Annotated in this window: 11 protein-coding genes; 10 read left to right on the top strand and 1 reads right to left on the bottom strand. The window is 44.7% G+C overall.

The genetic code is table 11. The annotated features are described in order from the left end of the window. Positions 1 to 133 precede the first annotated feature (133 nt). The 9 genes from NST85_RS28750 (at position 134) to NST85_RS28710 (ending at position 10,115) form a co-directional block, all read left to right on the top strand. Complete coding sequence (locus NST85_RS28750) at positions 134 to 283, top strand: hypothetical protein (RefSeq protein WP_341191040.1); 150 nt, start codon at positions 134 to 136, stop codon at positions 281 to 283. A 300-nt stretch (positions 284 to 583) separates the two neighbouring features. Next, positions 584 to 1,870 carry an adenylosuccinate synthase gene (locus tag NST85_RS28745; RefSeq protein WP_341191039.1) on the top strand — a complete coding sequence of 429 codons (1,287 nt, stop codon included), beginning with the start codon at positions 584 to 586 and terminating at the stop codon, positions 1,868 to 1,870. Between the two features lie 209 nt (positions 1,871 to 2,079). Next, positions 2,080 to 2,769 (top strand): hypothetical protein, encoded by a 690-nt coding sequence (locus NST85_RS28740; protein WP_341191038.1) that lies wholly within the window; start codon positions 2,080 to 2,082, stop codon positions 2,767 to 2,769. Between the two features lie 243 nt (positions 2,770 to 3,012). Further along, a complete protein-coding gene (locus NST85_RS28735) occupies positions 3,013 to 4,572 on the top strand; it encodes a peptidoglycan DD-metalloendopeptidase family protein (protein WP_341191037.1) in 1,560 nt (519 codons plus the stop codon). Between the two features lie 128 nt (positions 4,573 to 4,700). Then, entirely contained in the window at positions 4,701 to 5,414 is a 714-nt protein-coding gene (gene yycF / locus NST85_RS28730; protein WP_341191184.1) for a response regulator YycF, read from the top strand. Between the two features lies 1 nt (position 5,415). Continuing rightward, positions 5,416 to 7,239 (top strand): cell wall metabolism sensor histidine kinase WalK, encoded by a 1,824-nt coding sequence (walK, locus tag NST85_RS28725; protein WP_341191036.1) that lies wholly within the window; start codon positions 5,416 to 5,418, stop codon positions 7,237 to 7,239. Continuing rightward, positions 7,236 to 8,528 carry a YycH family regulatory protein gene (locus tag NST85_RS28720; protein ID WP_341191035.1) on the top strand — a complete coding sequence of 431 codons (1,293 nt, stop codon included), beginning with the start codon at positions 7,236 to 7,238 and terminating at the stop codon, positions 8,526 to 8,528. Before walK ends, NST85_RS28720 begins: the two co-directional genes overlap by 4 nt. Before the next feature lie 22 nt (positions 8,529 to 8,550). Further along, positions 8,551 to 9,300: a two-component system regulatory protein YycI gene (yycI, locus tag NST85_RS28715; RefSeq protein ID WP_341191034.1), complete on the top strand. Its 750-nt coding sequence runs from the start codon at positions 8,551 to 8,553 to the stop codon at positions 9,298 to 9,300. 8 nt (positions 9,301 to 9,308) lie between these two features. After that, positions 9,309 to 10,115 (top strand): MBL fold metallo-hydrolase, encoded by an 807-nt coding sequence (locus NST85_RS28710; RefSeq protein ID WP_341191033.1) that lies wholly within the window; start codon positions 9,309 to 9,311, stop codon positions 10,113 to 10,115. Here NST85_RS28710 and NST85_RS28705 read toward each other — a convergent pair. Then, entirely contained in the window at positions 10,084 to 10,293 is a 210-nt protein-coding gene (locus NST85_RS28705) for a hypothetical protein (RefSeq protein WP_127191514.1), read from the bottom strand. The genes NST85_RS28710 and NST85_RS28705 overlap by 32 nt on opposite strands. 879 nt (positions 10,294 to 11,172) lie before the next feature. Between NST85_RS28705 and NST85_RS28700 the strand changes: the two genes are divergently transcribed. Then, positions 11,173 to 12,423, top strand: a complete 1,251-nt coding sequence (locus tag NST85_RS28700) for a S1C family serine protease (RefSeq protein WP_307400268.1) — start codon at positions 11,173 to 11,175, stop codon at positions 12,421 to 12,423. Positions 12,424 to 12,504: the final 81 nt, after the last annotated feature.

The raw sequence follows: 12,504 nt of genomic DNA, 5'->3' as shown, positions 1-12,504 counted from the left end.
TATTCACGAGTCGATCCAGCGCTTCAATTACAACGACTGAAGCAGCGTCTACATCTGAAACCCTAATACTGTATTAAGTGTGGAGGTTAAGGAGAAACTCAGAATAGGGCTGATGAATGAGGGAGTAACTGGGGTGGGTAGCACTCAAGTATCTACCGAAGAGATCGTGAATGCTATGCAGGAGCAAGGGAGGCTTGCGGCAGAGCAACTTACGGAGCAACAGCGTTCAGCATTTGCAGCTGTACTTGAGCAGCAAATGCAAGAAGTGAAACAAAATGGATAAAGGACGTATGAATTTAAAAACGGAGTCTTGATTTCGGATGTCTCTTGTCACTTTAGATACTATATGACCTGCTCATATAGTAATTTCTTTGTTTCCCGAACAATCCGGTCATTAGTGTCTGGATTGTTCGTCTTTTAATTTGACTTTGAAAATGGAGACTGTTAAACTGATATTGCTGCGTTAATACATTAAATGTAAATAACGTGTTGTATGAAATGTAATGTTGATATTTAATAGGATGGCAGACCGAACAATAGCAAATGCAAATATAGGTGCAAAGGCACCAACGGGGGAATGTACATGTCAACAGTAGTCGTTGTGGGAACACAGTGGGGAGACGAAGGTAAAGGTAAAATCACGGATTTTCTGGCAGAGAGCGCAGATGTGGTGGCCCGTTATCAAGGCGGTAACAATGCCGGTCACACGATACTAATTGATGGTAAGAAGTACAAACTCAGCTTGATTCCTTCAGGTGTTTTTTATGATGATAAGAAATGCGTAATCGGTAATGGTATGGTTATCAATCCGGCAGCGCTTATTGAAGAAATCACTTATATCCATGACAATGGATTCAGTACGAAGAACCTGGTCATCAGTGACCGTGCACATGTTATCATGCCATATCATATGGTGCTTGATGCATTAGAGGAAGATCGTAAGGGACCGAATAAGATCGGTACAACTCGTAAAGGGATTGGCCCGGCTTATATGGATAAGGCGGCTCGTAACGGCATTCGGATCGCCGATTTGCTTGATGCTGAGGAGTTTGAATTGAAGCTGCGTCATTTGATGAAGGAGAAGAATCACATTATCGAACAGGTATATGGTTCAGAGCCGCTTGAAATTGAAGAAACGCTGGCACAATACTTAGAATATGCAGAGTTCATTCGTCCTTATGTAACGGATACTTCGGTTGTATTAAATGATGCAATTGATGCAGATAAAAAAGTACTGTTTGAAGGTGCACAAGGTGTAATGCTTGATATCGATCAAGGGACATATCCTTTCGTAACGTCCTCCAATCCTTCGGCTGGCGGAGTATGTATTGGATCTGGTGTGGGTCCATCGAAGATTGATCAAGTTATCGGGGTAGCTAAATCGTATACGACTCGCGTAGGCGATGGCCCATTCCCAACAGAATTGAAGGATGAAATCGGTGATTACATCCGTGAAACAGGGCATGAATATGGTACAGTAACAGGCCGTGCACGTCGAGTAGGCTGGTTTGATACTGTAGTTGTTCGTCACGCTCGCCGGGTAAGTGGTCTTACGGGTCTATCATTAAACTCGTTGGACGTGCTAACAGGTCTTGCGACAGTTAAAATTTGCACCGGCTATAAATATCGCGGTGAAGTCATTTCGCATTATCCAGCTAGTCTTAAAATGCTTGCGGAATGCGAAGCTGTCTATGAGGAAATGCCAGGTTGGTCTGAGGATATTACAGGTGTAAAGACGCTGGATGAATTGCCTGAAACTACGCGGAAATACGTAGAGCGTGTATCCGAGTTAACTGGAATTCCAATTGCCATCTTCTCTGTTGGTCGTAACCGCAGCCAAACAAATCAAGTACTACCTATCTACGAATAGAATTTAAAAATAACATAATTTAAGCCATTCAGAGTAACGTTAGCTGTTACGTTCTGAATGGCTTTTTTTATTTTTCCGGTGGATTATCATTCTAAATTTAGCTCTACTAGGTTGAATCGTTCTCTCGTCGTCCATACTGGTACTAGGGACAATAGAGTGCAACACACCACTGTCCCGTTCTATAAGGTGAGTGCCAAGGAGGAAGAAGAATGAAATATATCGGGTGGCTACTAAAGCTGTCCATTACGATAGTTGTGGTCAGTTTATTGACGGTGCTGACAACGGGCTACGTGGTAAATCACTATATCGGGTCGTTGTTAAGTAGTTATAATATTTCAATGACAAGCTCAGTACCTAGTGTTGGGCAAATTATGAAGGAAATGCTGGGCTTTGGCGGAAATAGTAAAGTCAAAGATCAGAATGATACGAATGTCGCAGACCTTGGCGGGAAAACAGAGGGTAACACCGTTGATGATCCAGCCAAGGAATCATCAAGTGATACGGATACGCCTCCAGGCGATCAGCCTAGCAGTAGAACTTCAACTTCGGATCCAGAGAATGATAATGGTGAGCCTACCAGTAGTGATCCAGAGCAGAGCGTTCCGGAGGATGCCCTCCCAGTCATGGGGGGGATTTCCTCAGGGGATTCGCAGCAGGATCAAGAGGTCATCGTTTCACCGGATGACCTGGTGGCGAAGAAAGATGAACTTGCGAGTACGGAGAAGGAAGAAGTATTTGCTATGCTAATGTCCAAACTTCCGGAGGAAGAAATGCGTAAATTAACAGAAGCGATGGAAGGTGGATTAACTGAATCTGAAATATTCACCATCGAGCAAGTGTTATCGAAATATTTGGACAAAGAAGAGTATGCTAAAATGATGAAAATTATCCAAAAATGATTGGAAGAGCTGAGAGGATCTATCCAAGAAGGCGGTAACATTCACATAAATGTAAAGAATATACCAATCGTCAAAAACCTGCAAAAAACGCTGAACCCCGCTCCCAGAGCGGGGGTTTTGCTGTTTTACCTAAGCTTGTAATCTCTTGCCTGGCTGTGGTACAGTATCATAGTGACTAAAGATTAAAATTTTGACACTATTTCAGAGTTTGATCTATATAGTAGATGTGTAAAGGAGATTTCTATGAAAGGTTTCAGAGAAAAATGCGAACGACTCTTGCAGCGGAAATGGTTTACATCGGCGAGAGAGAAGGATGGTCATCAAGAAGAGAAACTAGAGAAGAGTGAGCAGGACACCAAAGGTGTAGTTCATTTCTCCTGGTTCGGTAGATCCAGGTCTCAATTGTTTGTTATTAGTGCGATCGCCGTTGTCATGATCTCAGGGATTCTATTCTTTACTAGGCAACATTATGTTCTAGCGAACACCGTCTCATTTGTTAGAGTGTACGTCGATGGACAGGAAATAGGAACGCTAAATGATGAAAAGCAGTTAGAAGCTCTCTACAAAAATAAAGAACAACAATATAAAGAGCAATATCCAGATGTGGATCTCGTGGTGGAACGCGAAGGAATTACTACGGTCTCGGAAAGAGCTTATAAAGCAGAGGTCCAGCCGGATCAAACCCTCCAGAAGTTGGACAGTCTCGTACAGGTTCATGCCCAGGGTGTAGAGCTTCGAATCGATGACAAGTTAATTGGAGTTCTCAAAGACGAGGCCGCCGTGGCTGCGGTGTTGAGTGAGTTGAAAGGGAAGTACACGGAATCGGCCCCTCAGAGTAGAATAGCCAGTAAGGTGCAGAAGACAGGCGGGGTCAAGACAACCTCTACCCAGGCCAATGCTCCAAGCGTCACCTTAGAGTCGATTAAATTCAACGAGGAAATTTCTCAAGTCCCGCTGACTACGGAACCGAGTCAAGTTATGGATACAGAGGATGCGCTGGATCTTATTCTTCAAGGAAGTGAGAAGGCTGTTACTTATGAGGTGCAAGAAGGCGATACGATCTCTTCCATCGCCCAGCGCTTTGATGTAACTCAGAAGGAGTTATTCAGTAACAATCCGGGTGCCAAGGAGAAAAGTTTGCAAATTGGTATGGAACTGAAGGTAAAGGCAGTAAGACCAGCTTTGACAGTGAAGACGATCGAACGTGTCTCTGAAGAGATTGTTACGGAACCACAGGTGATTATTCGCAAGAGTAGTAACATGCAGGCGGGTAAATCGAAAGTGATTTCTGAAGGCGCAAGCGGATTAAAGACGATGGAATATCGTTTGACCAAAGAGAACGGTGTAGTTATTGCCGAGGAATGGTTGGGCCAGGAGGTTATAACACAGTCCAAGCCTAAGATCGTCCTTCAAGGGACAAAGATTATGGGTGTAGGAAGCGGTGAATTCGCTTGGCCGGTAGTGGATGCCAGAATGAGTAGTAGTTATGGCAAACGGTGGGGCAGAATGCATGAAGGCATAGATCTAGTCTCCTCTAAACGGAATATCCTTGCTTCGGATGAAGGGGTTGTAACGTTTGTCGGCACGAAATCCGGTTACGGTAATTGCATCATTATTGATCATAAGAATGGGTATGAAACGTTGTATGGTCACCTGAGCAAAATTAGTGTGAAAAAGGGTCAGGTTGTGGAAAAGGGAGCTGTGATTGGTATCATGGGCAACACCGGACGCTCCACAGGAACTCATCTTCATTTTGAAATTATAAAGAACGGTACCGTACAGAATCCAATGAAGTATTTGTAAAAAGATAACAGTGAGGCCAGCCCGATATGGGTTGGCCTTTTTTCTTGGACGAGTGGGAAGCGTAGCCTCAGGTATGGTAAGATAGGGAAAGAACGGCCAAGGCCTGAAGGTATGGGGTGAAGTCAAGAGTGCAAGGGAAAATTCTAGTAGTAGATGATGAACGGCCAATTGCTGATATCTTAAAGTTTAATTTGGAAAAAGAGGGATACGAAGTCATCCTGGCGTTTGACGGGATTGAAGCGGTAGAGCTTGCCTTCTCAGAACATCCGGATTTGATTCTGCTTGATTTAATGTTGCCCGGCAAGGATGGTATGGACGTATGCAGAGAAGTTCGGGCAAGACTGCAAACCCCTATTATTATGCTGACAGCTAAAGACGGGGAAATCGATAAGGTGCTAGGGTTGGAATTTGGTGCGGATGACTATGTCACGAAGCCATTTAGTACGCGCGAGTTGCTCGCTAGAGTCAAGGCGCAGATGCGACGTCAGCAGAAGCCAGTGGCTCAAGAGGGAACCGAAAATGCGCAAGGAATCAGACTGTTTGAGCTGTTCATCGATACCGATATGTATACCGTGTATAAGAATAATGAGCCGCTCGATCTGACACATAGGGAATATGAACTTGTTCACTATCTGGTTAAGAATTCAGGAAGAGTAATGACTAGAGAACACTTGTTACAAGCCGTATGGGGTTATGAATACTTCGGGGATGTGCGTACCGTTGATGTGACAATTCGTCGTTTGCGGGAGAAGATTGAGAAGGACCCAGGCAAGCCAGAATATATTTTGACACGGCGGGGATTGGGGTATATGATGCGCAGCTCCAAGGCGGGTGTATTATAGAATGAAGCTGTCTTCTTTTTTTCGTACGATCCAGGCCAAATTGATCATCATTTATGTACTGCTGATCCTGATCGCGATGCAATTGATCGGGGTCTATTTCGTGAGCGCAATGAAGACTTCATTGACTAGCAATTTCACGAAGGAATTGCAGGAGCGCGCAGAATTGCTCTCTGTACTAGCAGCACAAAACCTGGGGATTACGGGTGAAGGGGCAGAAGAATCGCTAGATAATTTGCGAGTGCTGGTTAACAATCTATTCAATATTAATGGTGCGGAAATTCAGGTACTGGATGCAAGCGGTAAGGTTCTAACGACCTCGAAACCGTCACATGCCGATTATGTAGGTACCAAGAATACACAGACCGTGGTTAGTCGTGCCTTGCAGGGCAACCGCGATAATGAAGAATATATCATTGATGTGGATGATGTTCGCAAGAAGGTATTGGCCAAGCCCGTATATAGTGGCGGAAAAATCGTTGGTGCGATCTACATTGCCGCTTCAATGAATGAACTATATGACACGATGCAGCGGATTAATAATATTTTTATATCGGGGATGTTGCTGGCCCTGGCTCTGACGGCTGTGCTTGGTGTTATTCTGGCACATACGATTACCTCACCGATTAAGGAGTTGACCAAGCGGGCAACTGCGGTGGCAGAAGGGGAATTCCATCAGACCATGCCGGTGCTGGGTAATGACGAAATTGGACAACTCAGCAAAGCTTTTAACTATATGACAAGTCGGCTACGTAATGCATTGGCACAGAATGAGGAAGAGAAAGAGAAACTGGCATCGATACTGACCAATATGAGTGATGGTGTCATTGCGACAGATGAGACGGGTCGGATCATTCTGATGAATCGTCGTGCGAGCGAGATGTTGCAAGTTGAGGAAGAGTCAGCGGGCGATACGGATATGATCACGCTATTAAACTTGTCTTCTGAGGAGCGCGAGGTTCTGACGCAAGGAATTATGCACTCTACCATTCTGGAGAATGAAACTCCGGATGGCGATACGTTTATGATTCGGGTAACATTCACGCCGATCCACAGGCGGCAGATCGGGATTATTGGCATGATTGCTGTATTGCAAGATGTGACGGAGCAAGAGAAGCTAGAAGCTTCACGGCGGGAGTTCGTGGCGAATGTATCGCATGAGCTACGGACACCGCTGACGACGATCAAGAGCTATACGGAAGCGCTAGAAGATGGTGCGATGAATGATCCCGATCTGGGCCCACGCTTTGCATCGGTTATTCAGAACCAAACGGAGCGGATGATTCGGTTGGTTACAGACTTGCTGCATCTTTCAAGACTGGATTCCAAAGAGGCATTGCTACGTAAGCAGCCGACTAGCGTGATGGAGATGCTAGAGGAAGTGGCGGATCGGTTTTCTTTTCAAATGCAAGAGCGGGGAATTAAGCCTACGATATTTATCGGTAATCGTGTGGAGACGGCTTGGGTGGACCGTGATCAAATCGATCAAGTGCTAGATAATTTAATCTCTAATGCCATGAAATATACACCTGAGGGCGGTAATATCGCCATTGAAGCTCGGGCCGCGGATGATGGTGGGATTGCTATCTCGGTGCAGGATGATGGGATCGGAATTCCGAAGCGGGATTTAGATCGTATTTTTGAACGTTTCTATCGAGTGGACAAGGCTCGATCCAGAGATATGGGTGGGACGGGCCTTGGTCTTTCCATTGCCCGGGAAATTGTAAAAGCCCATGGCGGAACGATCGCATTGCAATCAGACCATGGAAAAGGCACGAAGGTAACCTTTACGCTGCCGCAGCAGAAACAAGGGGGCGAGGGACTGTGAAAGAGACAATCAAATCGCTGTTTCTCACACTACTAGTAGTGGCCAGTATGGTGCAAAGTTATTATCTGATCTATCGATTGCCAGGCAACGACCCTATCGTTAAATCAGAGAGTGAGTATGTTGAGGCCGAAACCATGGGGATTCCAATGGAAGTAGAAAGCATGATCTTTCCAGCGCAGATGGTCATTCATATGGGAGATGATCGTCATAGTGTTTTTTACCCTGAATCTACGTTCTATAACTTAATCAATTCACGTCTCAAAGGGCGTCAATTCGACGGATTTCAGCGCTATGCCTTGGAAAATATTAATTGGGCTGATATTCGCAGTTCCCATGAGGGGATTGAGTTACAGTTTGATGGTGGAGTTCCTGTGGCACTACTTCAGAAGGTAATGCAAATCTCTCCAGATTCTTTGTTTGAAGCGGAAAGTATAAGTAAGATCCTGATTTATAACACGGAGAATGAGGATCAAGTTCGGGTATTCTTTTTCAGCAATGAGGGCGGGGTTGTGTATGAGGCAACAAAAGTTGACCTTACTGTGCAAGACGTGAAGCAGCAGATTAATTTCGGTAAGGATTGGGTTCCTTATACTTTGGTCAATGGATACTATATCCCGGATGAACCGATTGATATGGTCGAGACGGGACTTAATATTGACTTGTACACAGCTGAACAGATGCAGCGAAGTTTATTCTTCGATTTTAGTATTACCCGTTATATTCGGGAGAAAAATGGCTCGGAAATTTATACTGATAGCAAGCGAAGTTTACAGGTAAGGCAAGATCGAAATTGGATGAATTTCACCGATCCGGCAGCCGCTTCTACAGGCGATAATTCGCCTAGTAAAAATGTAGTATCAGCTGTGGATTATGTGAATTCGCATGGAGGTTGGAGCGGGAAGTACCGGCTAGAGCAAAGCGAAGGTAGGGATGACGATAAGCATCTTGCTGTATTCCGGCAGTATTACGGTGCTGCTCAATATGGGGCGTTCCCTATTATCGATTTGCCGACCTTTCACTACGGTACTATTACGCTAGAAATGCGCCAAGGTACAATTGTAGGGTACGAACGCTCCCTGCTCTATACAACGGAGGGAACTTGGAGCAAGAAAGTAGTCACCTTGCAGGGCGGGAAAGAATTGCGCGATAAAATCGCCGTCATTTCTAAAGAGGCTATCATCACAAACCTGTATCCGGCTTATATACCATCGTTAACTAAAGAGGGGTTACTTTTGCAGCCTACCTGGGTAGTTGAGTTGAGTAATGGTGCGACACGTGTGTTGAATTGAAGGTGAAAAGGGAGGTCGGGGAATGGATTGGGGTAGAGCGAAGAATGTACTCATATATGCTTTTCTGCTGCTGAATTTAGTGCTCGGTTATCAGCTATGGAATGATCTGGAGGAACAAGCGGACTCCAATCTGGACTATACCTCCCTAGAGGGAAGCACACAGATGATTATGGATGATAAAGGCATTAAGGTGCTGGCCAAGATCCCAAATGAGACACCTGAGCTGCCAAAGATTTCTTATCGTTTCGTAGATGGGAGACAGGGTGGTAAAATAACGGAGTTACCTGAGCCCGTGGACAGTAAGTTGATTTGGACGCCTAAAGAGCTTCAAAATGCACTTAAGAGCAGTCTGCCGGATATTGTTAACTATAGTTACGACGAAGTGGCGGGTAGTGAGGGGATGTTTGTTCTGCACCCTCTGGTGGAGGGACAGTGGCCACTCTTTAATATTGACCTAGTGTTATACTATAGTAATCAGAAGATTATATCTTACATGCGTGAAGATATTGAAATAAGTAGTGTGAGTGATGAGAAAGAACAACGAGTGTTATCTGCCTCCAAAGCACTAGGGAATTTGATTGAAAATTTCTTGCCAGAGGGATCCGTAGTAAAAGAGATTCAGCTAGGATACTATGGACAGGTATTCGACTCGGATGCTCATTTACCGGTGACGCCAGCTTGGCGGTTCATGCTAGAAAGCGGTAAGGAGTATTATGTTCAGGGCATCAGTGGGGACGTTATTAGTCCAAACACAGAGAAGTCAAAGGAGTAATGAAGAGTATGGGATTACGATTTACAGTGTTGTCGAGTGGGTCAACGGGGAATGCGACGATTGTCACCAATGGGGAAACGACGCTGATGGTCGATGCAGGTTTTAGTGCGAAGAGAATAGATGAACTCCTGTTGGAACGAGAAGTGACCGGTCATGAGCTGAATGGGATTCTAGTAACTCATGAACATTCCGACCATGTTAAAGGGCTGGGCCCCGTAGCAAGAAAGTATAATCTACCGATCTATGCCAATGAAAAAACATGGCGGGCCATAGACAATTCAGTTGGTAATATCTTAGCTGAGAATCGCCGCGTGTTTGGCACAGGGGAAGCGCATGATTTTGGTTCGTTACGGGTAGAATCTTTTGCGATCTCGCATGATGCCGCCGAGCCTGTTGGATATTCATTCTATGATGAAAAGTACAAACTAAGCGTCTGCACAGACCTTGGTTATGCCAGTGATAAAGTAAAACTAGCGATTGCCGACTCCGATGTACTTGTACTAGAAGCCAATCATGATATTGAAATGCTACGTATGGGTCGTTATCCATGGAACATTAAGCGCCGTATTCTCGGCGATATGGGCCATTTATCTAACGAAGCAACGGGTGAGTTGATGAGTGAATTACTTAATGGCCGTCTCAAACGGACATACCTTGCGCATCTAAGCCGGGAGCACAATATACCGGATCTTGCTAAGATGTCTGTACGCGGGGCCATGGAAGACCGCGGCTGCTTCTTCCGGGATAGCGAGTTTGAGCTGCGTGATACATTTTTTGACCGACCTACACCGTGGGATACGGTGGGGGAGCCATAAACTGATCCAATTCCAGCGCTTTCTTATCGATCTCCTCACGAGTAAGGATGCCCTTCTCTATGAGCAACTCGATTAAAGTACTGAGTGTCAGCAGATGATGATAGTGATCCTCCTTCAGATCCGCAAGCTTAGCAATAACATTGATCTCATTCATTGACGTTGAGAAATAGGAATCCATGGGTAAACCTCCTGAAATTTTTGTGTGAGCATAGAATTCGTTGGATAGACAGCGGGCAAAACTAGCATGGGAAGCGTAAACTTCTTTGAGTGGATATGGAGCAAACTAGCATGGAAATAGGTTACCAAAGTAGGTTCGAAGACTATAATTAGTGCTTGACCTATGGGTTAGTAACACGCATTATGCCTGATTCGAGCCGTCGAGCGATTTAAGGGGAAATTATCCAGCTAAGTTGTTGCGGGAGTTGGCCATTCATCTTTTAACTGGAATAACTCAAGTTAATTCAACTGAGTTCTATCGCTATTGCTTCAAAACGTTAAATCAGCGGGAGAAATTCCAGTTAAGTTACCTAGCGTAGGCATTTGAGTCACATTAGCTGGAGAAATTACTGTTATTCATTCTCACCTCGTTGAGCGAACTTCCAGTTGCTAATTGGATTGTGAGTAACTCTTTTTGTGGAATGTGGAATAGAGGGATTTGATCTGAATATTAACCAGATCTTTGCATATGCGCCTGACGCAAAGGGTGATTCCTGCGCATCGGGCTCTTTGTCATGTTCTCCCGAAATTTATCCTATTGGAAAATGTTTCAGAGCACTTTATTGTGGTAAAATAAATCTATCAATCTAGCACGACTTACTATTAGTGTAGTCCGTGATAGAGCAAAACATTCCTAAGTCATAAAAAAAATTAAAAAGCACCTCCGAAACGGCAACTTAATGACAGTTCATGGCGTTAAAGAAGTGAAGGAAACTGTGGGAATATGGGGTTGCTATCCCCGCATAAAGTTGAAAGTAACCCTTACTTTAGGGAGCATATAGATAATATATAGATCATGGGATGATATACCCGGGTAGAGTCATGGAGGGGGAGAGTTCGGATGGGACTGTTTGAAGACGATTTTTATTCTACAAAGATAACGAAACGTAGCGTCCGTACGGCAAAAGATAGTGGCTGGGGATTGCGAAGAAGCAAGCAACGAACGGGATTATCCACGCTACAGATTTCACTGATCTCCTCCGTTTTAAGTGTGATTGTTACTGTATTACTTATTAGCTTCATTTCAGGAAACCCCTTCTCTACCCGAGGTGGATCATCTGCGAGTGCAGGCGCGGGAGATCCTTATGATCGAATTAGTCAGGCGGCTTCAAAGGTTGGACCTACTGTAGTAAGTATTCTAAATCATAGTGAACTTTCGGGTGGCGATCCTGATTTGGCTGCGCTGGGTTCTGGGGTTATTTTTAAGAAACAAGATGGCAAGGCCTATATCATTACCAATGCTCATGTGATCGCTGGTGCTGAGGATCTGGAAGTTGTAACTAGCGAAGGTGAATCTAAGAAAGCAAAGGTAACAGGCCAGGATCAGATGAATGATATTGCGGTCCTGGAGATTGATGACAAAGGTATAGATACGGTCATTAATCTGGGAGATTCTAAGAAACTTAGACTCGGTGAGACGGTCATTGCCATTGGCAATCCACTCGGACTTGGCGGGACACTTACTTCAGGGATTGTCAGTTATCCGAGCCGGGTCATTCCGGTGTCTCTTAATCAAGATGGTGTGTATGATTGGGAGCAGGAAGTGATCCAGACCGATGCAGCGATCAACGAAGGAAATAGTGGCGGTGCGCTGGTTGATTTGAATGGAGAATTGATCGGAATTAATACGATGAAGATTTCCGACATGGGTGTGGAAGGACTCGGATTCGCAATACCTGTGAATGAAGTGATGAAGACGGTCGATGATTTAATGTTACACGGCAAAGTGGTGCGCCCATACCTAGGTGTATACACATTGGATCTCGATAATCCATATTCGCAATTAACCGATGAACAACGCAAGGAAATTAAGCTACCGAATGATGTCAATGATGGAGTAATCGTACTTGAGGCATATGGTCCGGCGAAGGAAGCAGGATTCAAGCTGAACGATATTATTACGCAACTTGACGAGCAGCCGATTGAATCCACGCGGGAACTGCGTAAATACTTATATGAGAGCAAGAAGATCGGCGACACGCTGAAAGTAAGCTATTATCGTAATGGCGAACTATTGACTGCAACGTTGAAGCTTACAGATAAGCCCTCGCAGGCTGAAATTGAAGATGAGCTCAATACAGAAGAGGAGTAGATCGGGACAACAAGAGCCCTTTCGAACCTTCCATACCTTTACTAAGGCAATAGCAATAATGAATTCGACTGATATAGAATG

It is taken from the genome of Paenibacillus sp. FSL K6-2524, from assembly GCF_038005525.1.
Taxonomy (GTDB): domain Bacteria; phylum Bacillota; class Bacilli; order Paenibacillales; family Paenibacillaceae; genus Fontibacillus; species Fontibacillus anaericanus.
This window is presented reverse-complemented; position numbering and strand designations above follow the sequence as displayed.

Bases quoted from the DNA above. Each gene is read 5' to 3' on its own strand.
- NST85_RS28745 (WP_341191039.1), top strand. From the start codon at position 584: ATGTCAACAGTAGTCGTTGTGGGAACACAGTGGGGAGACGAAGGTAAA.
- NST85_RS28740 (WP_341191038.1), top strand. From the start codon at position 2,080: ATGAAATATATCGGGTGGCTACTAAAGCTGTCCATTACGATAGTTGTG.
- NST85_RS28735 (WP_341191037.1), top strand. From the start codon at position 3,013: ATGAAAGGTTTCAGAGAAAAATGCGAACGACTCTTGCAGCGGAAATGG.
- walK (WP_341191036.1), top strand. From the start codon at position 5,416: ATGAAGCTGTCTTCTTTTTTTCGTACGATCCAGGCCAAATTGATCATC.
- yycI (WP_341191034.1), top strand. From the start codon at position 8,551: ATGGATTGGGGTAGAGCGAAGAATGTACTCATATATGCTTTTCTGCTG.
- NST85_RS28710 (WP_341191033.1), top strand. From the start codon at position 9,309: ATGGGATTACGATTTACAGTGTTGTCGAGTGGGTCAACGGGGAATGCG.
- NST85_RS28705 (WP_127191514.1), bottom strand. From the start codon at position 10,293: ATGGATTCCTATTTCTCAACGTCAATGAATGAGATCAATGTTATTGCT.
- NST85_RS28700 (WP_307400268.1), top strand. From the start codon at position 11,173: ATGGGACTGTTTGAAGACGATTTTTATTCTACAAAGATAACGAAACGT.